Here is a 25,431-nt window from a genome sequence, read left to right on the forward strand (position 1 = left end):
CGGTCGGGTCAGCGGCCGGTCGGGTCAGCGGCCGGTCCAGCCGGCGGTGCCCCGGGCCGGCGGCGCGTCGGGGCTGGGGCCGGTCGGGTCAGCGGTCGACCTGGGTGAAGTCCCAGGAGTGCGGCGGGCGGGCGACGAGCTTCGCCGGCGGGTCCGGCAGGGAGTGGGCGCTGCTGCGCCACTTGGAGATGACCACCACCCGGTGGTCGGTGGAGGAGAAGACCTCGCTGGACAGGTGCAGCGGGTCGTGGTCGAACTCGGGCAGCGCCGTCTCGCAGACCCAGGTGATCAGCTCGGCGACCGCGTACGGCTCGGCCTTCACCTCCCACATCCTGACGATCATGCCGTCTTCTCCTCTCCCGCCACGCTGACCAGAGTCAACGGCATGGCCGAGTCGGCGGGCAGGGTCAGCCGACTGGGCGCGACCCCGGCGGCGACCAGGTGCGAGCCGAGAGCCGCCACCATCGCCCCGTTGTCGGTGCAGAGCTTCGGCCGGGGCACCCGGACCCGGATGCCGTACTTCGCGGCCCGCTGTTCGGCCATCGCCCGCAGCCGCGAGTTCGCGGCGACTCCCCCACCGATCACCAACGTGTCGATCCCCTCGGTCCGGCAGGCGTCGATCGCCTTGCTGGTCAACACGTCGCAGACCGCCTCCTGGAAGGACGCGGCGACGTCGGCGACCGGCACCGTCTCACCGGCCCGCTGCCGGGCCTCGACCCACCGGGCCACCGCCGTCTTCAACCCGGAGAAGGAGAAGTCGTACCGGTGGGCCGCCAGGTCCTTGGCGGCGCTCAGTCCGCGCGGGAACGCGATGGAACCGGCGTCGCCGACGCGGGCCTCCCTGTCGATCGGCGGGCCACCCGGAAACGGCAGCCCGAGCAGGCGGGCCACCTTGTCGAACGCCTCACCGGCCGCGTCGTCGATCGTCGCGCCGAGCGGGGTGACACCCCGGGCCAGGTCGTCGACGCGCAGCAGGGACGAGTGTCCGCCGGAGACCAGCAGGGCGATCGCCGGTTCCGGCAACGGGCCGTGCTCCAGGGTGTCCACCGCCACGTGCGCGGCGAGGTGGTTCACCCCGTACAGCGGCTTCTCGGCGGCTACCGCGTACCCCTTGGCGGCGGCGACGCCGACGAGCAACGCACCGGCCAGGCCCGGCCCGGAGGTCACCGCGATCGCGTCGATGTCGGCGATCGTCACCCCGGCCTCGGCCAGGGCCCGGTCCATCGTCGGCACGATGGCCTCCAGGTGCGCCCGGCTGGCCACCTCCGGCACCACGCCGCCGAACCGGGCGTGCTCGGCGACGCTCGACGCCAGCGCGTCGGCCAGCAGGGTATGGCCGCGCACGATCCCGACCCCGGTCTCGTCACAGGAGGTCTCGATGCCGAGAATCAGCGGTTCGTCAGCCATGCTCGTCTGTTCCCTCCCCGGTCGACGCCGCCGACCGGTCCGGCGTCGAGTCCCGACGCATCACCAACGCGTCGGTGTTGCTCGGTTGGTAGTAGCCCCGGCGTACGCCGATCGGCTCGAACCCGTAGGACGCGTAGAGCCGCTGGGCGGCGGCGTTGTCGGCGGCGACCTCCAGCAACGTGCTCCCCGCCCCCTGTCGGGCCGCCTCGGCGAGCAACGCCTCCAACAGCAGCCGGCCCACCCCGCGCCGCTGGGCGTCGCGGCGGACCGCGATGTTCTGCACCCAGGACTCGTCGGGCGGCTGGGCCGTCAACCCGGCGTAGCCGAGCACTGCACCCGCCGGATCCTGGGCGACCAGGTAGTGGTGGCCGTTCGCCAACTCGTTCCAGAACATCGCCGGGGACCAGCGCTCCGCGCCGAACAGGTCCGCCTCGATCGGCAGCACCTCGTCGATGTGCCACCACCGGAACCGGGCCAGTCGGACCGGCCCCTCCCCCGACGGCTCCGGCACCGCGCTTGGGCGGAGACCGGCGGGACCGGCCTGCGGCGCAGGGTGGAGGTCGGCAGGACCGGCCTGCGGCGTGCCCGGGTGGGGATCGTCGGTCACGGCAGGACCGGCTTGCGGCCGGCCGCCGCCACCGCGTCCGGGCGGCGCAGGTAGAGCGGGGTGAGCCGCTCCCCCGGAGCCCCGGCGCGGACCCGCTCGGCGGCGAGCACCGCCAGGGTGGTGGCGTCCGGGTAGCGCGGCTCGGCCCGCACCGGCAGGCCGAGCACGTCGGCGTACCGGTGCGCCCCGTCACCGACGGCGACTGTCACAGCGAGGTCCCGGGCCCGGGCGGCGGCGACCGTCGGGGTGTCCACCTCCGGCCCGGCGATACGTTCCCCGGACCCGTCGTACACCGCCCAGTAGATCTCCCGGCGGCGGGCGTCGCTCGCCGCCAGCACCGGCTCCCCGGCCGCCGCCGGGTGGCCGATCCCGTCCAGCGAACAGACACCGTACGTCGGCACACCGAGCACCTGGCCCATGGTGGCGGCCGTGACCAGCCCCACCCGGAGCCCGGTGAACGGGCCGGGGCCGAGACCGGCGACGATCGCCGTCAGGTCACCCGGCCGGGCGTCTGCGTCGGCCAACACCGCGTCGACCTGGGGGGCGAGCAGTTCGCCGTGGGCTCGGGCGTCGACGGTGCACCGGGTCGCCCGGAGCGCGACGCCCTCCGTCGAGACCTCGACCAGCGCTGCGGTCACCGCCGGGGTCGAGGAGTCCACCACGAGTACGAGCACGGCTGTCACCCTAGTCGCCCCGGACGCCGCCACCGGTGACGCCCCACGATGGTGGCGCCGGGACGTCGGGTCAGCCGGCCGTACGTTCCCACTCGACGGTCGGCAGCCCGGCGTCGGCCAGCGCCTTGTTGGCGGCGCTGAACGGACGGCTGCCCAGGAAACCACGGGGGTTCATCGGGCTGGGGTGCCCGGCCTCCAGCACCACGTGCCGGGAGTTCGTGACCAGCGCCGCCTTCTTCCGGGCGTACCCACCCCAGAGCAGGAACACCACCCGGTGCTCCAGCGCGTCCAGGGCGCGGATGGTGGCGTCGGTGAACTCCTCCCAGCCCTTGTTGGCGTGCGACCCCGGGGTCGCCTGGCGGACCGTCAGGACCGAGTTGAGCAGGAGGACACCCTGGTCGGCCCAGCCGCTCAGGTTGCCCCCGGCCGGCTTCGGCACCCCGAGGTCCTCCCCCAGCTCCTTGAAGACGTTGCGCAGGGAGGGTGGCACCGCCACCCCGTCCCGGACGCTGAAGCTCAACCCGTGCGCCTGCCCGGCTTTGTGGTACGGATCCTGCCCGAGGATGAGCACCCGGCAGTCCTGCGGGGCGCAGTGCCGGTACGCCGAGAAGAGGTCCTCGACCGGCGGGAAGACCGTCTGGGTGGCGTACTCCCCGGCGACGAACCGGCCCAGGTCGGCGGTGGCCGTCAGGTCCAGGTGCGGGGTCAGGACGGACTGCCACTCCGAGGGGAGCAGGGTCGGCAGGTCGAGAGGCGCAACGTCGTCGGGCATGGGCCACCTTTCACGCGTACGGATCGGCTACTTCCTACCAGTCGCCTCCGACACGGGGACACACCGCCGGGCGCCGGTGGGGGCGACTGAGTATCCGTACGCAGAAGACTGGGCCTCACGGCGGATGTTCACCGACCCCGTTGAGCTGGCCGAATGGACGCCATGACACGAGAGGTCCACATCACCGGCTGTGCTTCCTTCCTTCCCGGCGACCCGGTGGGCAACGACGATCTGGTGCGGTTGCTCGGCGACGACGGCAGTACGGCCAGCGCCGCCGTACGACGTCGGGTCCTCGCCGCCAACGGCATCCAGACCCGGCACTACGCCCTCGACCGGGACGGGCGGACCACGATGCTCAACGAGGAACTGGCCGTCGAGGCGGTCCGGCAGGCACTCAAGGACAGCGGTCGTGACCTCGACCAGCTGGGCCTGCTGGCCACCGGAACCACCCAGGGTGACCTCCTGGTACCGGGCTTCGCCTCGATGGTCCACGGCCGGTTGGGCGGTGGCCCGATGGAGACCCTCTCGGCCTCCGGGGTCTGCGCGTCGAGCATGGCGGCCTTCAAGTCGGCGGTCGCCGGGGTCCGCCTCGGTGAGCACGACGTGGCCGCCGTGGTCGGCTCCGAGCTGGTCAGCCGGGGCCTCAAGCAGAGCCGGTACGCCGCCACCACCTCCCCCGAGCGGATCGGGTACGACGCCCAGTTCCTGCGGTGGACGCTCTCCGACGGTGCCGGTGCGGTGGTCCTCGAACCGGCAGCCCGCCCGGACCGGCCCAGCCTGCGGGTCGACTGGGTCCACCTGGTCTCGCACGCCCACGAACACGACACCTGCATGCGCGCCGGGCTGGCCGACGGCGCAGCGGGCGACGACGGCCCCCGACCCGGACAGACCTGGCTCGACCGGGCCACCGCCGCCGAGGCCGAACGGGACGGTCTGCTCCGGCTGCGCCAGGACGTCCGGGCCCTGCCGGACCTGTTCACCGCCGGGGTCGCCGAGTACGTCCGGTTGGTCCGGGACGACCGGTTCGACCCGCGTCAGGTCGAGCACGTCCTCTGCCACTACAGCTCCGAGCACTTCCGGGCGGACATCTTCCGGCTCATGAGGGAGGCCGACCTGATGATCGACGAGGAGCGGTGGTTCACCAACCTGTCGACCCGGGGGAACACCGGGGCCGCCAGCATCTTCGTCATGCTCGCCGAGGCCTGGCAGACAGGTCGGTTCACCCCCGGTGACCGGATCCTGCTGGTCGTCCCCGAGTCGGGCCGGTTCTCCTTCGCCTTCGCCCACCTGACCTGCGTCGGACCGACCGGCCCCGAGGTGGTCGGGACGACGGGGGGCACCGCTTCGGCCGTTGCCGGGACCGCGCCGTCCGGGTCTGCCGCCGTGGGGACCGCGCCGTCCGGTTCTGCCGCCGTGGGGACCGCACCGTCCGGGTCGACCCCGCAGGGCACTGCCGCCGACTCACAGGCCGGGACCGTCGCGTCCCCGCTGGGCGAGCCGGAGGCGGCCGACGACGAGGTCGTCCGCTGGACCGTCCTGGAACTGGCCGGGGTCTGGGCCGAGCTGGAGTCCCGGCTGCGCCGGGTGCCGGTGCTGCGCCGGATCGAGACCGGCACCGCCACCCTCGGCGACTACCGTCGGCTCCTGCTCACCCTGCGCCCCCAGGTCGTCGAGGGAGGCCGGTGGATCGCCAGGGCCGCGTCGAACTTCTCCGAGGAACTGTTCGAGCTGCGCAGCGCCGCCCTGCACCACGGGCTGGAGGAACACCGCGACTTCCGGCTGCTCGACGCCGACTTCGCCGCCATCGGCGGCGACCCGGACGAGATCCGTACGGCGACGAAGAACCTCGGCTCGGAGGCGCTGTCGGCGTACATGTTCCACCAGGCCGGTCAACCCGACCCGGTGGACCTGCTCGGTGCCATGTTCGTCATCGAGGGGCTGGGCACCGCGAAGGCGGCCCGCTGGGCGGGGCTGCTCCGCGACCAGCTCGGCCTCGCCGACGACCAGCTGCGGTTCCTGCTCTACCACGGTGCCAACGACGACGACCACTTCGCGGCGCTGCGCAACGTCCTGCGGTCGCCGCTGATCGACAGGCCCAGCGCCGAGCGGATCGTGCGGACCGCCCGGGTGGTGGCCCGGCTCTACGCGCTACAGCTGGAGGAGATCGATGGTTGAGCGGAAGCCCGACGGACGGGCCACGGCGGGTCGCGCCGAACCGTCGGTGTGGGACGCGATCATGTCCGACCCCACGGTGCCGATCAGCCGACGGACCCTGGAACTGGTGGTCCGGGACCAGCAGCGGTGGTCGCGGACCTGGCTGCTGCCCTGGGTGCGGATCCTGTCCCGGCTGGCGGTGACCCTGATCTGCGTGGTCAAACGGGTCCTCCCCGGTCAGCTGCGCGCCCACACCACGATGGACACCCTCTGCGTCTGGTTCCTCCGCAACTTCGTCTCACCGGAAGCCGGTGAGCTGCTGATCCGACATTTCGTGGTGGAGACCCAGCTGCTGAACTTCGTGGTCCGCAACGCCGACGTGTCCGGGCAACACGAGGTGGACCTGCTCCCGACGAACCTGCGGGAGCTGGGCGACCGGGCGGTCATCGAACACGACCTCAACGTGTACGACGTCCTCATCGCCCTCGGCCGGGCGGCGGCACCCCCCGGTGGCACCCCCGGTGACCTGCCCCGACCCGTCGGCCCCCTGGACACCTCGATGTTGACGGTCCCCCGCCTGGACACCGAGCCGGGCCGTCGCCGGTGGCTGAACATCGACATCCAGACCGCGCTGTACCTGATGAACGTGCCGTTCGCGCTCTGCCTCACCAGTGAGGAGTACCGCCGGGCGGTGCACTCGATGCGGCTGGACATCTCCCTGCTGGGGCTGCTGACCCAGCTCACCGGGGACCCGACCTTCCTGGCCTGGCGGCCCGGCGGGTCGGTCCTGCGGGTCGACTCCACCGTCGACGTGCCCCGGGCTGTCTACGAGCACGCGGTGATCTGCGAGTACGCCTACGCCCGCCTGATCCGCCTCCGCGCGGAAGCCTCCCTCACCGAGGTGGCTGCGTAGAATCGCTGAGCTGCCCGTCGAGGGCGCGGAGCCGTCCCGCCCAGTCGCCACCGACCGGGTCCAGCTCGGCGAGGCGGGTGTCGTCGTCACGCCGGTCGAGCCTGATCCGCAGGTGGGCGTCGGTCAGGTGCTCGGCCAGCCCTTCGCCCCACTCGACCACCGTGACCGAGTCCTCGACCGAGGCGTCCAGGTCGAGGTCGTCGATCTCGGCGCGGGGATCAGCAGCGTCCCCCAGCCGGTACGCGTCGGCGTGCACCAGCGCCGTCCGGCCGCCCCGGGCCGGGTCCGGGCGGTGCACCCGGGCGATCACGAACGTCGGCGAGGTGACGTCGCCGGACACCCCCAGGCCGGCGCCGATGCCCTGGGTCAGGGCGGTCTTCCCGGCCCCCAGCGGACCGGTGAGCAGCACCAGGTCGCCGGGGCGCAGCAGGGTGGCCAGGCGGCGGCCGAATTCGTACGTGTCGGCCGGCGTCGGCAGCCGCACGGTGTCGCTCACAACCCCTCCAGGAACCGCTCCAGCGCGGCGTTGACCTCGTCCGCGTGCTCCAGCATCACCACGTGCCCACTGTCGGAGATCTTCACGTACTCGGCGTGCGGCAGCCGCCTGACGATCTCCTCGGAGTGGACCACCGGCGTGATCATGTCCTTGTCGCCGACCACCACCAGGACCGGGGCCCCCGACAGCGCGCCCAGGGCCGGATACCTGGAGTGGGTGGCGATGGTCCGCAGGTACCTGGTCACCGTGTCGGCCGAGGTACGGGAGTTCATCGTCTCCACGTACGACACCAGGGCCGGGCTGGGGTTCGGCGTGCCGAAGCCGTACCGGCGGGTGAGCAGCCAGGCAACGTTCGAGGTGGAGCGACGGGCCTTGTCGATCACCGTCCCGCCGTACCGGGTGGCGTTGCTGACCATGGCGAGCATCGGGGAGCCGAGCCGACCGAGCAGGGCCGGCGCGACCAGTTTCGTCTCCGCGAGCAGACCGCCGGAGGTGGCGATCAGGACCGTCCCGGCGACCCGGTCGGCGAAGAACTCCGGGTACAGCTCGGCCAACGCCATGATGACCATCCCGCCCAGCGAGTGGCCGACCAGCACCAGCGGGCCCTGCGCGGCCGTCCGGTCGATCACCCGACGGAGCGTGTGGCCCAGCGCGGTCAGGTCGTACTCGCCGCTCTCCAGCCGACCGGACAACCCGTGCCCCGGCTGGTCGTACGCGACGATCCGGTGTTCACCCCGCTCCGCCAGCAGCTTGCGCTGGAAGTGGAAGGTCCCCATGTCCAGGCAGAAGCCGTGCACCAGGACGACAGTGGGGTTGCCGTCGACCGGGCGGGTCGGCTCCACCACCTCCACGTGGATGTCGGTGCCGTCCGGCATCTCCAACCGGTACGCCTGGTCGTACCGCTGGTCGCCGAAGACCTCGTCGGCGTACCTGTCTGTGGGGTCGGACTTGAACCGGCGGACCATGCGGCGTTCGGTGGCCACCCCGGCGGCGAGACCGGCGGCTGCCACCCCCACCGCGCCGACCAGTCCGGCGACCTTCCCGGCGGCGGTCCGGGGCCGGGGCAACCGAAACCGAGCAGGACTCATGGTTGCCCTCCGATTCGCGACTGCGGGGCGCGCAGAACCGGCGCACTCCTCGCGCTCATGAGCTGCGCTCCCCGTGGTAGGTCCGGGGCACCCGGGTACTGCCGAACCGGGTGACGATCTCGTAGTTGATGGTGCCGACCACCTCGGCCCAGTCGTCGGCGGTCGGTGCGCCGTCGGCACCGTCACCGAAGAGGGTGACGACGTCCCCGGCGGCCACCGGGTCGTCGCCGCAGTCGACGACGAACTGGTCCATGCAGACCCGTCCGGCGATGCTGCGGCGGACTCCACCGAGCTGTACCGGCCCGGAGTTGGAGGCGTGCCGGGGCACCCCGTCGGCGTACCCCAGGGGCACCACCGCCACCGTCGCGTCCCGTTCCACGTGGTACGTGTGACCGTAGGAGATCCCGGTCCCGGCCGACACCCGTTTGGTGAGCATCACCCGGGCCCGGGCGGTCATCGCCGGGCGTAACCCGTACCGCTCACCGGCGACCGGGGAGAGCCCGTACACGGCGATCCCGGGGCGGACCAGGTCGAAGTGGGTGTCCGGGCGGGTGAGCGTGGCCGCCGAGTTGGCGAGGTGCCGGTACCGGGGACGCAGACCGGCCCGTTCGACCATGTCCAGGCCCTCGTGGAAGACGGCGAGCTGCCTGTCGGTGGTCGGATGGCCGGGCAGGTCGGCGTAGACGAAGTGGCTCCACACCCCGACCACCTCGACCAGCCCGTCGGCCTGGGCCTTGGCGGCGGCGTCCAGCAGCGCCGGCCAGTCGGCGACGGTGGCCCCACCCCGACTCAACCCGGTATCGATCTTGAGATGGAGTCGGGCCGGGCGCTCCGCCCGACGGCTCGCCTCGATCATCTCGTCGAGCTGCGGGAGGCTGGCCGCGCCCAGGTCGACCCCGGCCGTCACCCCCTCGTGCAACGGCAGCCCGGGGGCGAGCAGCCAGGCCAGCACCGGTGCGGTGATCCCGGCCCGGCGCAGCGTCAGCGCCTCGTCGAGGGTGCAGACCCCGAGCCAGTCCGCACCCGCCTCCAGCGCGGCACGGGCCGACGGGACCATGCCGTGGCCGTACCCGTCGGCCTTGACCACCGCCATCATCTCGGCGGTGGTGCCCGACCGGAGTCGTGCCACGTTCTCACGGATCGCGTCGAGGTCGACGCGTACCTCGGCCTGCCACATGCGCCCAGCCTACTTCCAGGGGATCTCCCCGGTCCGACCAAGCACCGGGCGGAGGGCTGCCACCACGTCGGGCGCGGTCACCGGGCCGCCCCGGGCCGCCTCCCGACCGGCCAACCCGTGCAGGTACGCGGCGACGGCCGCCGCCCGGTCCGCGCGTACCCCGGCGGCGAGCAGCGAACCGAGCAGCCCGGCCAGGACGTCCCCGGTCCCCCCGGTGGCCAGCGCCGCAGAGCCTGTCGGATTCACGTACGCCCGGCCGTCCGGCGTGCCGATCACGGTGCGGTCCCCCTTGAGCAGGACCACGGCGTTCATCCAGGCGGCCAACCGCATCGTCGCCGCCACCCGGTCGGCCCCCGGCTGCTCCCCGCAGAGCCGGGCGTACTCCCGGTCGTGCGGGGTGACCACCACCGGCGCGTCCCGACGGCGCAGCAGGTCCGCCATCGACCCGTCGACGAGCAGGGTCAGCGCGTCGGCGTCGAGCACCACCGGCACCGACGTGGCGAGCACCGCCCGCAGTTCACCGACCGCCTCGGCACCGGTGCCCAGCCCGGAGCCGCAGACCCAGGCCTGCACCCGGCCGGCGTCGGCGACCCGACCGGTGGCGATCACCGAGGGGTGGACACGGAGCACCTCGTCCCGTGCACCACCGGCGTACCGGACCAGGCCGGCCGGCCCGGCGAGCGCGCCGCCCACCGAGAGCACCGCCGCTCCGGGGTACGTCCGGGAACCGGTCGCCACCCCGACCACGCCCCGGGTGTACTTCTCCGACGCCGGCCCCAGGTCGGGCCAGCAGTCGGCCACGTCCGAGCCCTCCACCACGTGCAGCGCCGGGGTGCCGCGCAGCCACGGGCCGAGCCCGATGTCGACGAGCTCCACCTCGCCGGTCAGGGCGGCGGCCGGACCGACCACCAACGCCGGTTTCCAGGCCCCGAACGTCACCGTCACGTCGGCGTGGACCGCGTCGGGCCGTCCGGCGGCTGTCGACGGGACGTCTCCGGTGTCCACGGCGACCCCGCTGGGGACGTCCACGGCGACGACAGTGGCCCGGCGACCGTCGCGTCCCCGGTGCCGGATCAGCCCGCCGGCCAGTTGTTTGGCGGTCTCCCGCAGGCCGCCCCGGCCGCCGATCCCGACGATGCCGTCGACCACCAGGTCGACTGTGGCCGGGGGGCTGTCGACCACCCGCCCCCCGGCGGCCCGCAGCGCGGCCGACCCCTCGGCGTGCACCCGTTCCGGATCGACGAGCAACGCCGAGACCGCCGCCCCGCGCCGGGCCAGGTGTTCACCGGCGAAGAGGGCGTCCCCGCCGTTGTCCCCGGAGCCGACCAGGAGCAGCACCCGGGCGCCGTACACCCCGCCCCGGTCGGCCAGCAGGAGCGCGCAGCGCCGGGCCAGCCCGGCGGCGGCCCGCCGCATCAACGTGCCGGGGGGAAGGGTGGCCAGCAGGCCGGCTTCCGCCGCCCGTACGTCCGCGACCCGCCACACCGGCCTCATGGCACCCCGTCTCGTCTGTTGTCGGGCCGTACCGCATCGATCGCCCCCGCCACCCTATCGGTCGCGGGTCGCGCAGATTACCCGTCGGCTCCACTGTCGGCAAGACCTGTGGACGAACCCGGTGGACGACCACCACGGGTTGTCCACAGGGCGTTCCGGACGGTGGACCGGCGTCCTAACGTCTGCGGCACCGGAGGCCGGGCAGCTGCCCCGGCGGGGAGGGCCGGTGTGCCCGGGTGCCGGGTGGGTGGTCGACGCCCGGGTGCCCGGGGCGAGGTCCGACGGGTCGGCGGCCACGAGGGGGCGAGGGTGGGACAGGAGTCGTTCGAGGTGGATCCGGGTGTGCTGCGGGAGGTGTCGGGGCGGCTCGTCGACCAGGCGTACCGGCTGGCCCACGGGCTGACCGGGGTGCCCGGCCTCGTCGTGCCGGCACCACAGTGGTCGACCGGGGCCGCCCTGGTCGGGTGGGAGGCGGCGGTGCACCGGTGGTGTGGCCGCCTGGGGGCACGGGTGGCGGAGACCGCCGGAGCCCTCGGTCACGCCGCCGACGGGTACGAAACCGTCGACCGGCGGGCCGCCGGACGGCTGACCAGGCTGTCCCGATGATCGGGTACGCCCAGCTCTGGGCCGCCGACCCACCGGCCTGGGGCCGGGCCGGTGCCGCCTGGGGTGGGCTCGTCGGCCGGGTCGACAGGTGGGCCGAGGAGCTGACGGAGCGCGTCGGGCGGCTGCACGCCGGCTGGTCCGGTGGGGCCGCCGTGGCGGCCGGCACCCGGATCAATGGGCTCCGGGGCGAACTACGGTCCGTCGCCCCCGCCCTGATCGAGGCCGATCAGGTGCTCGCCGAGTTCGCCTGTCGGCTGGGGGTGGCGAAGGCACGCCTGGCCGCCGCAGTCGAGCGGGCCGACTCCGCCGGGGTGCTGATCGACAGGCAGGGCCGGGTGTCGGCGGACCCGGCGGCCCTGCGGCCGACCCACCAGAGCGGTCCGGCAGTGGTCCAGGTGGCCGGTGGGATCACCGCCGCGCTCACCCTGGCCGGGCAGGCGGACCGGGAGGCGGCAGCCCGGCTCGCCGAACTCGTCGACGCCGCCGGATCGGGGTGGACCCGCCCACCGCCCCCGGGGCGCCCACCGGCCGATGCCGACCCGGCCCGGGTCCGTGCCTGGTGGGACGGGCTCACCCCGGCCATGCGCCGCTGGCTGGTCGTTCACGAGCCGACCCTGGTGGGTCGCCTGGACGGGGTGCCGGCCGCCGCCCGGGACCAGGCCAACCGGCTGCTGGTCGAGGACCGACGGGCCGAGTTGCTGGCGGAGCGGAACCGGGTCCTGACCCGCCTTCCGCGCGGCCCGGCGGAGCTGCTGGACCTACGCCGGGTCGACCTGGCACTGGCCGGGCTGGGTGCCCTCGCCGAGCGGCTGACCCGCGACGAGTCACCCCGGGCGTACCTACTGGGTCTGGAGACCGGCGGAGAGGGCCGGACGATCGTGGCGTTGGGCAACCCGGACCGGGCCGACAACGTGCTGACCTACGTGCCGGGGATGACCTCTGGGCTGGCCGACGCGACAGGGGAGCTGAGCCGGGCGGCCCGGGTCCGGTCCCGCTGCGCCGAACTCGCCCCCGACCGGGAGACCGCCGCGCTGCTCTGGCTCGACTACGACGCCCCCGACTTCCTGCACGAGGCGCTGCGGTCCGGGCCGGCCCGCGACGCCGGGCCGACCCTGCACCAGTTCCAGGAGGGGTTACGGGCCACCCACGAGGGGCCACCGGCCCGGCAGACGGTCCTCGGGCACAGCTACGGCTCGACCGTGGTGGGCACCGCAGCCCGGGACCACGGCCTCGCCGCCGACGCCCTGGTCTTCGTCGGGTCCCCCGGGGTGGGGGTGGAGCACGCCGGGCAGCTGCGGGTGCCCCCCGGGCAGGTCTGGTCGAGCACCGCACCGGACGACGTCATCCGACTGACCCGCCCGCCGGAGGACCTGCTGCGACGGGCGACCCTGACCGGGACACCGCTGGGCGTGGTGACCGGCCTCGTCGACAGCAGCGACGGCGGGCTCTGGTTCGGTCGAGACCCGAGCCACCCCGGTTTCGGCGGGCGGACCTTCCCCAGCAGCCGGCACGGTCACACCGGCTACTGGGAGGACGGCAACCCGGCGCTGGACGGGATGGCCGGGATCGTGCTGGGTCGAGGATGACCGGCCCGGCCCGCCACCACCGCCCCGACCGGCCCCTCCGGCCCGACGGTGACCGGTTACTCGACGGTGACGGACTTGGCCAGGTTGCGCGGCTGGTCCACGTCGTGTCCCCGGGCGGCGGCGATCTCGGCGGCGAGCACCTGCAACGGGACCGTGGTCATCAGCGGGGCGAGCAACGTCGGGGTACGCGGAACGTAGATCAGGTGGTCGGCGTAGCGCTGCACCGCCTCGTCGCCCTCCTCGGCGATGACGATGGTCCGGGCGCCCCGGGCGCGTACCTCCTGGATGTTGGAGACCACCTTGTCGTGCAGGAGTCCCCGGCTGACCGGCGAGGGGACGATGCAGATCACCGGCGTCCCCTGGTCGATCAGGGCGATCGGGCCGTGCTTGAGTTCACCGGCGGCGAACCCCTCGGCGTGCATGTACGCCAGTTCCTTGAGCTTGAGGGCGCCCTCCAGGGCCACCGGGTAGCCGACGTGCCGGCCGATGAAGAGCACCGTCGGCTCGGACTTGATCTCCCGGGCCAGCTCCCGGACCGGCTCGATGCGCTCCAGCAGCTCGCGCAGTTTGCCGGGCATCTGGTGCAGCTGCTCCACCACGGCCGCCACCTCGTCGGCGAACTTGACCCCACGCACCTGGGCCAGGTGCAGGCCGATCAGGTAACAGGCGACGAGCTGGGTGAGGAAGGCCTTCGTGGAGGCGACGGCGATCTCCGGCCCCCCGTGGGTGTAGAGGACCGCGTCGGACTCACGCGGGATGGTGGATCCGTTGGTGTTGCAGATCGCCAGGACCCGGGCCTTCTGCTCCTTGGCGTGGCGCAGCGCCATCAGGGTGTCCATGGTCTCCCCGGACTGGGAGATCACCACGATCAGGGTGGCCCGGTCGAGCACCGGGTCGCGGTAGCGGAACTCGCTGGCCAGCTCCACCTCGCACGGGATCCGGGTCCAGTGTTCGATGGCGTACTTGGCGACCAGCCCGGAGTGGTACGCGGTGCCACAGGCCACGATGAAGATCTTGTCGACGTCGCGGAGGTCCTGGTCGCTGAGGCGGACCTCGTCGAGCACGATCTCACCGGTCTCGGTGAGTCGACCGAGGAGGGTGTCGGCGATCGCCTGCGGCTGCTCCTCGATCTCCTTGAGCATGAACCAGTCGTAGCCGCCCTTCTCGGCGGCGGAGGCGTCCCAGTCGATGTGGAAGTCCTTGCCGGTGGCGGGGAGCCCGGCGAAGTCGGTGATCTCGATGGTGTCGCCGGTGATCAGCACGATCTGGTCCTGGCCCAGCTCGACCGCTTCCCGGGTGTGTTCGATGAACGCGGCCACGTCACTGGCCAGGTAGTTCTCCCCGTCACCCCGGCCGACGACGAGCGGCGAGTTGCGTCGGGCACCGACCACCGCGCCCGGGATGGCCGCGTCCACAGCGAGCAGGGTGAAGGCACCCTCCAACCGGGCGCAGACGGCGCGCATGGCGGCGGCGAGCAGTCGGGGGCCGTCGTCGGCACCCGTCGCCCGCAGGTCGGCGAGGGCTGCCGAGAGCAGGTGGGCGGCGCACTCGGTGTCGGTGTCGCTGGTGAACTGGACTCCGGCGTCCTCAAGTTCGGTGCGCAGCTTGGCGAAGTTCTCGATGATGCCGTTGTGGATGACGGCGACCCGGCCGTCGGGCGAGACGTGCGGGTGGGCGTTGCGGTCGGTGGGGCCGCCGTGGGTGGCCCAGCGGGTGTGACCGATCCCGGTGGTGCCGTCGCCGATGCCGACCGAGCCGTCGGCACAGCCGGTCCCCTCGGCGAGCGCCTTCTCCAGGTTGGCCAGCTTGCCCGCCTTCTTCTCGGTCAGCAGCTCGTCGTCGCAGACGACCGCCACACCGGCCGAGTCGTAGCCGCGATACTCCAGACGCCGCAGCCCGTCGAGCACGATCCCCAGCGCCGGCCGACTGCCGGCGTACCCCACGATTCCACACATGACCCGAAGCCTAGCGGAGTTCCGCTCACCATGCGTGCGCGGAACCCTGGTAAACGAACAGGCAAATTGATCGTTTGGGTCACCGGGGGCACCGGCCGGACAAACCGCCGTCGGCGCGTCAGGGCCGCCGCGCGGGCGTGCAGCGGGCCGCCACCGCGCCGTACCCTGGCGAATGTGACGACGACCACGAACGACCCGTTGGTGGCCCGGATGCGGCCGTTCGGAACGACCATCTTCGCCCAGATGTCCGCGCTCGCCCTGCGCACCGGCGCCGTCAACCTCGGTCAGGGCTTCCCGGACACCGACGGCCCGCCCGAGATGCTGGCCGCCGCCGCCGAGGCCCTGCGCACCGGGCAGAACCAGTACCCGCCCGGCCCCGGGATCCCGGCGCTGCGGGCGGCCGTCGCCGAACACCAGCGCCGGTTCTGGGGGCTGGAGTACGACCCCGACGGCGAGATCGTCGTCACCGCCGGTGCCACCGAGGCGATCGCCGCCGCCATCCTCGCCCTGTGCGAGCCGGGCGACGAGGTGGTCTGCTTCGAGCCGTACTACGACTCCTACGCCGCCTCGATCGCACTGGCCGGGGCGGTCCGGCGACCGGTGACGCTCCGTCCCGCCCCCGACGGCCGGTACGCCTTCGACACGCAGGCGCTGCGCTCGGCCTTCGGCCCCCGCACCCGACTCGTGCTGTTGAACTCCCCGCACAACCCGACCGGGAAGGTCTTCACCCCCGCCGAGCTGGCCCTGATCGCCGAACTCTGCCAGGAGCACGACGCGTACGCGGTCACCGACGAGGTCTACGAGCACCTGGTCTTCACCGACGCCGACACCCCGCACGTCCCCCTGGCCACCCTGCCCGGAATGCGGGAGCGGACCCTGCGCATCTCCTCGGCCGGCAAGACGTTCTCCTGCACGGGGTGGAAGGTCGGCTGGGCGAGCGGTCCGGCGACGCTGGTCTCGGCGCTGCTACGGGTCAAGCAGTTCCTCACCTTCGTCAACGCGGCCCCGCTGCAACCGGCGGTGGCGGTGGCGCTGGCGCTGCCCGACGACTACTACACCGGCTTCCGCGACGGTCTCCAGCAGCGCAGGGACCAGCTGACCGCCGGGCTCTCCGACGCCGGATTCGACGTGCTCACCCCGGCGGGGACGTACTTCGTCACCGCCGACGTCACCGCCCTGGGTGCCTCGGACGGGGTGGAGTTCTGTCTGTCCCTGCCGGAGCGCTGTGGCGTGGTCGCCGTGCCGACCCAGGTCTTCTACGACGACGCCGAAGCCGGCCGGCGGCTGGTCCGGTTCGCCTTCTGCAAGCGTCCGGAGGTCCTCACCGAAGCGGTCACCCGGCTGCGTCGGCTCACCGGCTGACCGGCTCACCGGCTGCGTCGGCTGCCGGCTCACCGGCTGCGTCGGCTGCCGGCTCACCGGCTGCGTCGGCTGCCGGCTCACCGGCTGCGTCGGCTGCCGGCTTACTACTGTCGCCGGGCCCTCAGGCCGCCGGGCTGGCGACCCGGACCCGGTCGGCGATGCGCTCGGCGACCTCCCGGGCGGTGGCCTCGGTGGCGGCCTCCACCATGACCCGAACCAGCGGCTCGGTGCCCGAGGGTCGCAGCAGCACCCGACCGGTGTCACCCAGTTCGGCCTCGGCCCGCTCGACCTCGGTACGGACGGTCGGGGCGGCGGCACCGACGGTCCGGTCCCCGACCGGGACGTTGATCAGCACCTGCGGCAGCTTGGTCACCACCGAGGCCAGCTCGGCCAGGGACTTGCCGGTCTGGGCCAGTCGGGCCATCAGGTGCAGGCCGGTCAGCACCCCGTCGCCGGTGGTCGCGTACGCCGGCATAACGATGTGTCCGCTCTGCTCCCCGCCGAGGGCCAGGCCGGAGGCGCGCAGCTCCTCCAGGACGTACCGGTCGCCGACCTTGGTCTCGACCAGCCGGATGCCCTTCGCGGACATGGCCAGGCGCAGGCCGAGGTTGCTCATCACCGTCGCGACGAGGGTGTTCTCGGCGAGGGTGCCGGCCTCCTGCATGGCCAGGGCGAGGATCGCCATGACCTGGTCGCCGTCGACCTCCTCGCCGTCGGCGGTGACCGCCACGCAGCGGTCGGCGTCGCCGTCGTGGGCGATGCCGAGGTCAGCGCCGAGCTTGACCACCGTCTCGCGGAGCTGGGCGATGTCGTTGGAGCCGCAGCCGTCGTTGATGTTGAGGCCGTCCGGCTCGGCGTAGATGGCGTGGACCTCGGCACCGGCCTCGCGGTACACCACGGGGGCGACCTCGGCGGCGGCACCGTTGGCGCAGTCGACCACGACCTTGAGCCCGTCGAGGCGGTGCGGCAGGGTCCCGATCAGGTGCTGAACGTAGTGGTCGGCACCGTCGAGCAGGTCGTGGACCCGACCGACACCGGCACCGACAGGCCGATCCCACGCGGTGGTGGCGTTCGCCTCGACGGCGGCCTCGATCCGGGCCTCGATCTCGTCGGGAAGCTTGTGCCCCCCGGCGGCGAAGAGCTTGATCCCGTTGTCCGGCATCGGGTTGTGCGAGGCGGAGAGCATCACCCCCAGGTCGGCCTTGGCCTCGGCGGTGAGGAACGCCACCGCCGGAGTGGGGAGCACCCCGACCCGGACCACGTTGGCCCCGGCGCTGGTCAGTCCGGCGACCACCGCCGCCTCCAGCATCTCGCCGCTGGCCCGGGTGTCCCGGCCCACCACCGCCAACGGCGGATGGGTGCGGTCCGTCTCGGCGAGAGTGTGCGCGGCGGCCACCGCCACCGCGAGCGCCAACTCCGGCGTGAGGTCAACGTTCGCCCGTCCGCGGACGCCGTCCGTACCGAACAACCGGCCCATACCCGCCTACCTTCGCTAACGATGTCGGTTCTGAAGAGAAGATCGTGCAAAACGAAACGGCCGGTCCACCTCCCGCGACAGGGGGGTGGACCGGCCGTTCGTCAGAAGTGCAACGCGCTGCTGAAGATCAGCGCTTCGAGTACTGAGGAGCCTTACGGGCCTTCTTGAGGCCGTACTTCTTGCTCTCCTTGACCCGGGCGTCCCGGGTCAGGAAGCCGGCCTTCTTCAGCGCGGGGCGGTCCTCGGGCTCGCTGACGATCAGCGCCCGGGCGATCGCCAGTCGCAGCGCACCGGCCTGGCCGGTGGTGCCGCCACCACGCAGGTTGGCGATGACGTCGAAGCTCTCGGCCTTCTCGGCGGTGACCAGCGGGTCCTTGATCAGCTGCTGGTGCACCTTGCTCGGGAAGTAGGCCTCAAGGTCCCGGCCGTTGCAGGTGATCTTGCCGGTTCCGGGAACGATCCGGACCCGGACGATGGCCTCCTTGCGGCGGCCCACGGTCTGGATCGGCCGCTCGCCACGGTGGGTGCGGGCGACGGGCGCCGGCACCTCAGCGGCCTCGGGGGCCTCGGCGGCCTCGGGCACCTCGGGGGCGACCTCGGTCTCGGTGATGTCGGTCATGCTGTTTCCTTCGCCCGCGCTCACTGCGCGATCTGCTTGATCTCGAACGGCACCGGCTGCTGCGCGCCGTGCGGGTGCTCGGCACCGGCGTAGACCTTCAGCTTCTTGATGAGCTTCCGGCCGAGCTTGTTGTGCGGGAGCATCCCCTTCACGGCCAGCTCGATGGCCCGCTCGGGACGCTTGGAGAGCAGCTCCTCGTAGCCGACCTGCTTGAGACCACCCGGGTAGCCGGAGTGGCGGTAGGCGATCTTCTGCTGCCGCTTGTTGCCGGTCAGCGCAACCTTGCCCGCGTTCACGATGACGACGAAGTCGCCCGTGTCGACGTGCGGCGCGAAAGTCGGCTTGTGCTTTCCGCGCAGCAGCGTGGCGGTGTGGGTGGCCAGGCGGCCCAGCACGACATCAGAGGCGTCGATGATGTGCCACTGACGCTCGATCTCACCCGGCTTCGGGCTGTACGTACGCACAGGTCTACCTTGTCTCGTCGTCGGTCTGGGGTCGCGCGCCGAGATGACCAGGTGTTCCGAGTTGACCAGGACTCGTTTCCGAGTTGACCAGGACTCCAAGCCGGACCAGCGCGCACGAACGACCAAGCGTACCCTGAGGGGAACGCCTCTTGATGTCGTACAACAGCAGGCAACGATACCCGGCACCGGGTCGCCTGGTCAAAACGGGTCCCCCCGGGCGCGCCCCGGCGGCAAAGAGAGATCAGAATCACCCGCCTGCGAGGTCGACTCCGCCGCCTCGCCCCCCACCTGCGCCGCCTCTGCCACCCACCCGGGAGCCGGTCAGACACCCGCGAGGCGGCCAGACACCCGGGAGGCGCTGCCACATCGGGAGGCGGTCACACGCCCGGGAGGCGGTGGGTGCCCGGGCGGAGGTACACCGCCCAGGTGAGCAGGAAGCAGAGGACGTACCAGGCGACGAAGGCGAGGTAGGCGGCGTCGGCGGTACCGGAGGCGAGGAACGACTGCCGGAAGGCCACGTTGACCAGGACCCCGCCGAAGGCCCCGACCGCCCCGGCGACACCGATCAGGGAGCCGGTCATCCGCCGGGCCCACCGCTCGGCGGCCTCCGCCTCCCGCCGCCCCGTCGCCACCGAGGCCCCGGCCCGAGCCCGGAAGATCGCCGGGATCATCTTGTACGTCGACCCGTTGCCGACGCCGGAGAAGACGAACAGGGCCAGGAAACCCACCAGGTACAGCCCGAAGGAGCGGTCCCGGGAGGCGTACAGGACCAGCCCGGCCCCGGCGGCCATGGCGACGAAGTTCCAGAAGGTAACCCGGGCCCCGCCCAGCCGGTCGGCGAGCTGTCCCCCGACCGGCCGGACCAGGGACCCGATCAGGGGGCCGAGGAAGGTCAGCCAGGCGGCGTGGACGGGGGTGGGGAACCGCTCGGCGAACTGAAGTTGGAGCACCTGGCCGAAGGCGAACCCGAACCCGATGAAGGAGCCGAAGGTGCCGACGTAGAGCACCGACATCACCCAGGTGTGCCGGTCGGCGGCGGCGGCCCGCAGGGCACCCGGCTCGTTGCGGGCGGCGGGGATGTTGTCCAGCCACCGGGCCGAGGCGAGGGCGGCCAGCACGATCAGGGGGATGTAGACCGCCGGGACCAGCCGGGGGTACGCGGCTCCGGCGGTGGCCAGCACGGCGAGCCCCACGAGTTGCACCGCCGGCACCCCCAGGTTGCCCCCGCCCGCGTTGAGGCCGAGGGCCCGTCCCTTGAGCCGGTCCGGGAAGAACAGGTTGATGTTGGCCATGGAGGAGGCGAAGTTCCCCCCGCCCACCCCGGTCAGGCAGGCCAGCACCATCAGGGTGGAGTAGGAGACCCCCGGTTCCAGCAGCACCGCCATCGGCACCGTCGGCACCAGCAGGAGCAGGGCGCTGACGATGGTCCAGTTCCGGCCACCGAACCGGGCCACCGCCAGGGTATACGGCAGCCGCAGCACCGCCCCCAGGGCGGCGGGTACGGCGGTGAGCAGGAACTTCCCGGCGGGGTCGATGCCGTACTGGGGGCCGAGGAAGAGGACCGTCACCGACCAGAGGCTCCAGACGGAGAACCCGACGTGTTCGGCGAGGATGGAGACCCACAGGTTGCGGCGGGCGACCCGGGCCCCGGTGCCCCGCCAGAAGTCGGGGTCCTCCGGACGCCAGTGTTCGAGGCGGTGTCGACCCCTGGGTGCTGCTGCGGCGGCAGGGGGCGTGGTGGGGGCGAGCGTGCTCACGGCGGCTCCTCCTCGTCGGTCTGCCCGCCGACGCTAGGAAGGGGCCGTTACCGCCGGGTGCCCGTCCCGGGTCGGGCCGGATACGACAACCGCACCGCCGCCCGGGGCCGTCGGTGAGGGCGGCTGAGGACTCGGATCCGTCGCCGGATCCGGGCCACCTGCTGCACGGTGGCTCGGGCCGTCGCCGGATCCGGGCCACCCGCTGCACGGTGTCGGTGGGCACGTGCCCTCGACGTCACCCGGGGTCGCCCTCCGGCCGGCGTCCGCCGAAGACCGCGAAGCGCCACTCCTTGAAGAAGCAGTCCACGTCGACCAGGCCGGCCTCGGCGAGCCACCGACACTGGTCGCCGACGGTGGCCGGGCGGTCGTGGCGCATCCGCTCCCGGGCTGCGGCGATCTCGGCGGGGTCGGAGCCGAGCTCGGTGATCCGGGCGGTCCACACCTCGTCGTACCGCCGGTCCAGGGCCGGGGTGGGGCCGGCGACCTGTTCGGCGTTGACGAGGACCCCGCCGGGCACCAGGGCTTCGGCGGCCCGCCGGTAGAGCCCTCGCTTGCCCTCGTCGTCGAGGTGGTGGACGGCGAGGGCGGAGACCACGGCGTCGTACCTCCCCTCGGGGAGGGGGTCGGCGAGGTCGGCCCGGACGAGCCGGTGCGCGATCCCCCTGGTGCTCAGGTGCCCGGCGGCGACCGCGAGCATGGCCGGGGCCGCGTCCACCAGGGTCACCCGGGCCTGCGGGAGGGCCGCTGTCAGCAGCAGGGAGAGCAGTCCGGTGCCGGCCCCCAGGTCCAGGACCTCGGGGGTACGCCCGGCGGCGAGGGCCGCCCGGATCGGGGGTGCCGCCACCTCGACGGCGGTGCCGTAGAAGGCGTCGAAGCAGGGCACCAGCCGACGACGGGCCTGGTCGTAGCTGCCCGCCACGGCATCGAAGGAGTCCACCACGCCCATACCGCTCCCCCTCCTCGGAACATCCTGAGATATGAGACAGTCTTCCCACATTTTAGACCATGCCGTCTGACCTGCAACTCCGGTGCGGTGTGAGCCGCTCTTGACAGGACCGAAACAGAGCAGACCCGGACCGGAAACTGCCTCCCGGCACGCTTCCGGACATGACAGACGGTGCGCAGACGGCGACGCTGCCGGGGGGCGACCCCCGACAGGCGGCCACGCACTGTCCCTACTGCGCCCTCCAGTGCGGCATGGTGCTGCGTACCTCCGGAACCCGGATCGAGGTCGCCCCCCGGCAGTTCCCCACCAACCAGGGGGGCCTGTGCCAGAAGGGCTGGACCGCCGCCGACCTGCTCGACCACCCGGACCGGTTGACCACCCCCCTGGTGCGGGACCGTCCCCACGGGCCGCTGCGTCCGGCCGGGTGGGGGGAGGCCCTGGACCGGATCGCCGCCGGGATCCGGGCCACCTGGCAGCGGTACGACAGGGACGCGGTCGCTGTCTTCGGCGGGGGTGGGCTGACCAACGAGAAGGCGTACGCCCTGGGCAAGTTCGCCCGGGTGGCCCTGGGCACCCGGCACATCGACTACAACGGACGCTGGTGCATGTCCTCGGCGGCGGCGGCCGGGCTGCGGGCCTTCGGGATCGACAGGGGCCTGCCCTTCCCCGTCACCGACCTGGCGCAGGCACAGACCCTGCTGCTGGTCGGGGCGAACCCGGCGGAGACCATGCCCCCGCTGATGCGCCACCTGGCCGCGATGCGCGAGCGGGGTGGCCGGCTGATAGTGGTCGACCCCCGGGTCACCGCCACCGCCCGCCAGGCCGACCTGCACCTGCAACCCCTGCCCGGGACCGACCTGGCGGTCGCCAACGCCCTGCTGCACGTCGCCCTCGTCGAGGGCCGGCTGGACCGGGCGTACCTCGCCGGGCGGACCACCGGCTTCGACGAGGTCCGGCGGACGGTGGCCGGGTACTGGCCGGCGGAGGTGGAGCGGCTTTCCGGGGTGCCGGTGGCCGACCTGGAGGTGACCGCTCGGGCGCTGGCCACAGTGGAGCGGGCCGTCATCCTCACCGCCCGGGGTGCCGAGCAGCACGCCAAGGGGGTGGACACCGTCACCGCCTTCATCAACCTGGCCCTCGCCCTGGGCCTGCCCGGCCGCCCCGGCTCCGGGTACGGCTGCCTCACCGGGCAGGGCAACGGCCAGGGGGGACGCGAGCACGGACAGAAGGCCGACCAGCTCCCCGGGTACCGGCGGATCGACGACCCGGCGGCCCGGTCCCACGTGGCCGGGGTCTGGGGGGTGGACCCGGACTCCCTGCCCGGCCCCGGGGTCCCCGCCTACCAACTCCTGGACTCCCTCGGCACCGACACCGGCCCGAAAGCCCTGCTGGTCTTCGGCTCCAACCCGGTGGTCTCCGCCCCCCGGGCGGCCCGGGTCGAGTCCCGGCTACGCGACCTGGACCTGCTGGTGGTGGCCGACTTCCTCCGGTCGGAGACCGCCGAACTGGCCGACGTGGTGCTCCCGGTGGCCCAGTGGGCCGAGGAGGACGGCACCATGACCAACCTGGAGGGTCGGGTCCTGCGCCGCCGCGCGCTGCGCCCACCACCGGACGGGGTCCGTACCGACCTGGAGGTCCTGGCCGGGCTCGCCGACCGCCTCGACTCCCCGGTGGACTTCCCCACCGACCCGGCGACAGTCCTCACCGAGCTGCGCCGGGCCTCGGCCGGAGGGCCCGCCGACTACGCCGGCGTCACCTGGGAACGCATCGAGTCCGACACCGGGGTGTTCTGGCCCTGCCCCGACCCGACCGGCCCGGACACCCCCCGGCTCTTCGCCGACTCCTTCCCCACCCCGGACGGGCGGGCCCGGCTCCGGGCGGTGGACCACCGTCCCGCCGCCGAACCGGTCTGCGCCGACTACCCGCTGCACTTCACCACCGGTCGGGTCCTCGCCCAGTACCAGTCGGGGACCCAGACCCGACGGGTGGCGGCCCTGCGCCGGGCCGCCCCGACGGGCTTCGTGGAGCTGCACCCCGACCTGGCCGACAGGCTGGGGGTGGCCGAGGGGGATCCGGTGCGGGTGCTCTCCCGCCGGGGGGAGCTACAGGCCCCGGCCCGGATCAGCCCGACGATCCGCCCCGACACCGTCTTCGCTCCCTTCCACTGGCCGGGTGCGGCCCGGGCCAACTCGGTCACCAACGACGCGTTGGACCCGGTCTCCGGGATGCCCGAGTTCAAGATCTGCGCGGTACGGGTCGAGCGGGTGCCCCCGACCACGGAGGGGAAACCGGCATGAGAGTCCTGGTCGTCGGGAACGGCATGGCCGGGTCCCGGCTCGCCGCCGACCTCCAGGCCCGGGACGGGGACCGGAAGGTGACGACCCTGGGGGCGGAGCCGCATCGGGCGTACAACCGGATCATGCTCTCCACCCTGCTCGCCGGGAAGATCGAGGAGCCGGACCTGGAGCTGACCGACCCCGCCGGGCCGGGGGTGGAGGTCCGGACCGGGGTGACGGTCACCGGGGTCGACAGGGCCGCCAGGCAGGTGCACACCGACCAGGGCGAGCGGTACGACTACGACCATCTGGTCCTGGCCACCGGGGCCCGGGCGGTGGTGCCACCCCTGCCGGGGCTGGACCCGGTACCCGACCGGGTGGTGCCCTTCCGCACCCTGGCGGACTGCCGGCGGATCCTCACCGCCGCCGAGGGTGCCGGCGAGGCCCTGGTCCTGGGCGGCGGGCTACTCGGGTTGGAGGCCACCCGGGGGCTCGCCGCGAGAGGGCTCCGGGTCACGGTGGTCCACCCCAGGCCACACCTCATGGAACGGCAACTCGACCCGACGGCGGGGGCGGTGCTCGCCGGTACCCTGGCCCGGCTGGGGATCCGTACCCTGCTGGGGGTTCCGGCTGCGGGCGTGGCCACCGAGGGCGACCGGGTCCACCTGGATCTCGCCGACGGCCGGCGGCTCACCGCCGACCTGCTGGTCCTCTCCTGCGGGGTACGCCCCGACACCGCACTGGCGGCGGCGGCCGGGCTGGCGGTACGGCGGGGGGTGGTGGTCGACGACCGGCTGCGCAGCACCGACCCGGCGATCTCGGCGGTCGGGGACTGCGCCGAACACCGGGACACCCTGACCGGCCTGGTCGCCCCCGCCTGGGCGCAGGCCCGGGTGGTGGCCGACCTGCTCACCGGGACCGACCCCGCGGCCCGGTACCGGCCCCGACCGGGGGTGACCCGGTTGAAGGCGGCCGGGATCGACCTGGCCGCCATGGGCGACACCACCGGGTCGACGCAGACCCCGGGAGTGGAGGAGCTGACCTTCACCGACCCGGCCCGGGGCACCTACGCCCGGCTGCGCATCCACCAGGACCGGCTGACCGGGGCGATCCTGCTCGGCGAGAACCCTTCTGTCGGCACCGTGGTCCAGCTCTTCGACAGGGGCACCCCGGTCCCCGCCGACCGGCGGTCCCTGCTGCTCGGGCGGGCCTTCGGGGCGGCCCCGGTCAGCACGGCCGGATCCCCGGCCCTGATGCCGGACGCGACGACGGTCTGCCAGTGCAACGACGTGACGAAGGGCGCCCTGGTGGCCTGCTGGCGGGCGGGCGCCCGAACCCCGGCGGAGCTGTCGGCGGCCACCCGGGCCGCCACCGGCTGCGGTACCTGCCGAGAAGCCCTCACCGGCATAACCACCTGGCTGTCCACCACAGACCCACACCCCACCCCATGACCCCCACCCCCACCTTCTGGGTTGATCAAGGGATTTGCGTCAGATCCGTCGTGGTTCCTGACACAAACCCCTTGATCAACGGGGCGAGACCGGGGCGAGACCGGGGCGAGACCGGGGGGTGGGGTGGGGGGAGCAGCGGAGGAGATGATG

22 protein-coding genes are annotated in these 25,431 nt (G+C 73.2%); 7 read left to right on the forward strand and 15 right to left on the reverse strand.

Going from position 1 to position 25,431, the window contains the following annotated elements; translation table 11 throughout:
* Positions 1 to 88: 88 nt before the first annotated feature.
* The 5 genes from ABT336_RS07045 to ung all read right to left on the reverse strand — a co-directional run bounded on the left by ABT336_RS07045 (position 89) and on the right by ung (position 3,460).
* On the reverse strand, positions 89 to 343 hold the full coding sequence (locus tag ABT336_RS07045) for a hypothetical protein (protein ID WP_350895603.1): 255 nt from the start codon (positions 341 to 343) through the stop codon (positions 89 to 91).
* Complete coding sequence (tsaD, locus tag ABT336_RS07050; RefSeq protein ID WP_350895604.1) at positions 340 to 1,407, reverse strand: tRNA (adenosine(37)-N6)-threonylcarbamoyltransferase complex transferase subunit TsaD; 1,068 nt, start codon at positions 1,405 to 1,407, stop codon at positions 340 to 342. The genes ABT336_RS07045 and tsaD overlap by 4 nt, the downstream gene beginning before the upstream one ends.
* Entirely contained in the window at positions 1,400 to 1,918 is a 519-nt protein-coding gene (gene rimI, locus ABT336_RS07055) for a ribosomal protein S18-alanine N-acetyltransferase (RefSeq protein WP_350895649.1), read from the reverse strand. Before rimI ends, tsaD begins: the two co-directional genes overlap by 8 nt.
* A 92-nt stretch (positions 1,919 to 2,010) precedes the next feature.
* Complete coding sequence (tsaB, locus tag ABT336_RS07060; protein ID WP_350895605.1) at positions 2,011 to 2,688, reverse strand: tRNA (adenosine(37)-N6)-threonylcarbamoyltransferase complex dimerization subunit type 1 TsaB; 678 nt, start codon at positions 2,686 to 2,688, stop codon at positions 2,011 to 2,013.
* Between the two features lie 70 nt (positions 2,689 to 2,758).
* A complete protein-coding gene (ung, locus tag ABT336_RS07065; protein WP_350895606.1) occupies positions 2,759 to 3,460 on the reverse strand; it encodes a uracil-DNA glycosylase in 702 nt (233 codons plus the stop codon).
* A 162-nt stretch (positions 3,461 to 3,622) separates the two neighbouring features.
* On the opposite strand from ung, the gene ABT336_RS07070 reads away from it, so the two are divergent.
* Both ABT336_RS07070 and ABT336_RS07075 read left to right on the forward strand, forming a co-directional pair.
* Positions 3,623 to 5,635, forward strand: coding sequence for a 3-oxoacyl-[acyl-carrier-protein] synthase III C-terminal domain-containing protein (locus tag ABT336_RS07070; RefSeq protein WP_350895607.1), 2,013 nt, complete (start codon positions 3,623 to 3,625; stop codon positions 5,633 to 5,635).
* Positions 5,628 to 6,527: a DUF6999 family protein gene (locus tag ABT336_RS07075; protein ID WP_350895608.1), complete on the forward strand. Its 900-nt coding sequence runs from the start codon at positions 5,628 to 5,630 to the stop codon at positions 6,525 to 6,527. The genes ABT336_RS07070 and ABT336_RS07075 overlap by 8 nt, the downstream gene beginning before the upstream one ends.
* Here ABT336_RS07075 and tsaE read toward each other — a convergent pair.
* The 4 genes from tsaE to ABT336_RS07095 are packed head-to-tail and all read right to left on the reverse strand — an operon-like array spanning position 6,508 to position 10,782.
* Complete coding sequence (gene tsaE / locus ABT336_RS07080) at positions 6,508 to 7,023, reverse strand: tRNA (adenosine(37)-N6)-threonylcarbamoyltransferase complex ATPase subunit type 1 TsaE (protein WP_350895609.1); 516 nt, start codon at positions 7,021 to 7,023, stop codon at positions 6,508 to 6,510. The two genes, ABT336_RS07075 and tsaE, sit on opposite strands and share 20 nt — an antisense overlap.
* Entirely contained in the window at positions 7,020 to 8,111 is a 1,092-nt protein-coding gene (locus tag ABT336_RS07085) for an alpha/beta fold hydrolase (protein WP_350895610.1), read from the reverse strand. Before ABT336_RS07085 ends, tsaE begins: the two co-directional genes overlap by 4 nt.
* A gap of 55 nt (positions 8,112 to 8,166) precedes the next feature.
* On the reverse strand, positions 8,167 to 9,288 hold the full coding sequence (gene alr, locus ABT336_RS07090; protein WP_350895612.1) for an alanine racemase: 1,122 nt from the start codon (positions 9,286 to 9,288) through the stop codon (positions 8,167 to 8,169).
* A 9-nt stretch (positions 9,289 to 9,297) separates the two neighbouring features.
* Positions 9,298 to 10,782, reverse strand: a complete 1,485-nt coding sequence (locus ABT336_RS07095) for an NAD(P)H-hydrate dehydratase (RefSeq protein WP_350895613.1) — start codon at positions 10,780 to 10,782, stop codon at positions 9,298 to 9,300.
* Between the two features lie 309 nt (positions 10,783 to 11,091).
* On the opposite strand from ABT336_RS07095, the gene ABT336_RS07100 reads away from it, so the two are divergent.
* Both ABT336_RS07100 and ABT336_RS07105 read left to right on the forward strand, forming a co-directional pair.
* Complete coding sequence (locus ABT336_RS07100) at positions 11,092 to 11,388, forward strand: WXG100 family type VII secretion target (RefSeq protein WP_350895614.1); 297 nt, start codon at positions 11,092 to 11,094, stop codon at positions 11,386 to 11,388.
* Entirely contained in the window at positions 11,385 to 12,974 is a 1,590-nt protein-coding gene (locus ABT336_RS07105; protein WP_350895615.1) for an alpha/beta hydrolase, read from the forward strand. Before ABT336_RS07100 ends, ABT336_RS07105 begins: the two co-directional genes overlap by 4 nt.
* 56 nt (positions 12,975 to 13,030) lie before the next feature.
* Here the strand turns inward: ABT336_RS07105 and glmS are convergent, their stop codons facing one another.
* Positions 13,031 to 14,929: a glutamine--fructose-6-phosphate transaminase (isomerizing) gene (gene glmS, locus ABT336_RS07110; RefSeq protein ID WP_350895616.1), complete on the reverse strand. Its 1,899-nt coding sequence runs from the start codon at positions 14,927 to 14,929 to the stop codon at positions 13,031 to 13,033.
* Between the two features lie 174 nt (positions 14,930 to 15,103).
* Between glmS and ABT336_RS07115 the strand changes: the two genes are divergently transcribed.
* Positions 15,104 to 16,291, forward strand: a complete 1,188-nt coding sequence (locus ABT336_RS07115; RefSeq protein ID WP_350895617.1) for a pyridoxal phosphate-dependent aminotransferase — start codon at positions 15,104 to 15,106, stop codon at positions 16,289 to 16,291.
* A 121-nt stretch (positions 16,292 to 16,412) separates the two neighbouring features.
* Here ABT336_RS07115 and glmM read toward each other — a convergent pair whose 3' ends face one another.
* From glmM to ABT336_RS07140, 5 genes are all read right to left on the reverse strand, one after another.
* Positions 16,413 to 17,768: a phosphoglucosamine mutase gene (gene glmM / locus ABT336_RS07120; protein ID WP_350895618.1), complete on the reverse strand. Its 1,356-nt coding sequence runs from the start codon at positions 17,766 to 17,768 to the stop codon at positions 16,413 to 16,415.
* A gap of 127 nt (positions 17,769 to 17,895) precedes the next feature.
* Positions 17,896 to 18,387: a 30S ribosomal protein S9 gene (rpsI, locus tag ABT336_RS07125; protein ID WP_350895619.1), complete on the reverse strand. Its 492-nt coding sequence runs from the start codon at positions 18,385 to 18,387 to the stop codon at positions 17,896 to 17,898.
* Positions 18,388 to 18,407: 20 nt separating this feature from the next.
* Positions 18,408 to 18,851 carry a 50S ribosomal protein L13 gene (gene rplM, locus ABT336_RS07130; RefSeq protein ID WP_350895620.1) on the reverse strand — a complete coding sequence of 148 codons (444 nt, stop codon included), beginning with the start codon at positions 18,849 to 18,851 and terminating at the stop codon, positions 18,408 to 18,410.
* A gap of 377 nt (positions 18,852 to 19,228) precedes the next feature.
* Positions 19,229 to 20,608: a nitrate/nitrite transporter gene (locus ABT336_RS07135; RefSeq protein ID WP_350895621.1), complete on the reverse strand. Its 1,380-nt coding sequence runs from the start codon at positions 20,606 to 20,608 to the stop codon at positions 19,229 to 19,231.
* 235 nt (positions 20,609 to 20,843) lie between these two features.
* Positions 20,844 to 21,554 (reverse strand): methyltransferase domain-containing protein, encoded by a 711-nt coding sequence (locus tag ABT336_RS07140; RefSeq protein WP_350895622.1) that lies wholly within the window; start codon positions 21,552 to 21,554, stop codon positions 20,844 to 20,846.
* A gap of 161 nt (positions 21,555 to 21,715) precedes the next feature.
* On the opposite strand from ABT336_RS07140, the gene ABT336_RS07145 reads away from it, so the two are divergent.
* Positions 21,716 to 23,851, forward strand: coding sequence for a molybdopterin oxidoreductase family protein (locus tag ABT336_RS07145; protein ID WP_502891125.1), 2,136 nt, complete (start codon positions 21,716 to 21,718; stop codon positions 23,849 to 23,851).
* Positions 23,848 to 25,281, forward strand: a complete 1,434-nt coding sequence (locus ABT336_RS07150; protein WP_350895623.1) for an FAD-dependent oxidoreductase — start codon at positions 23,848 to 23,850, stop codon at positions 25,279 to 25,281. Before ABT336_RS07145 ends, ABT336_RS07150 begins: the two co-directional genes overlap by 4 nt.
* The last annotated feature ends 150 nt before the right edge of the window (positions 25,282 to 25,431 follow it).

Source organism: Micromonospora sp. NPDC000207, from assembly GCF_040300925.1.
Taxonomy (GTDB): domain Bacteria; phylum Actinomycetota; class Actinomycetes; order Mycobacteriales; family Micromonosporaceae; genus Micromonospora.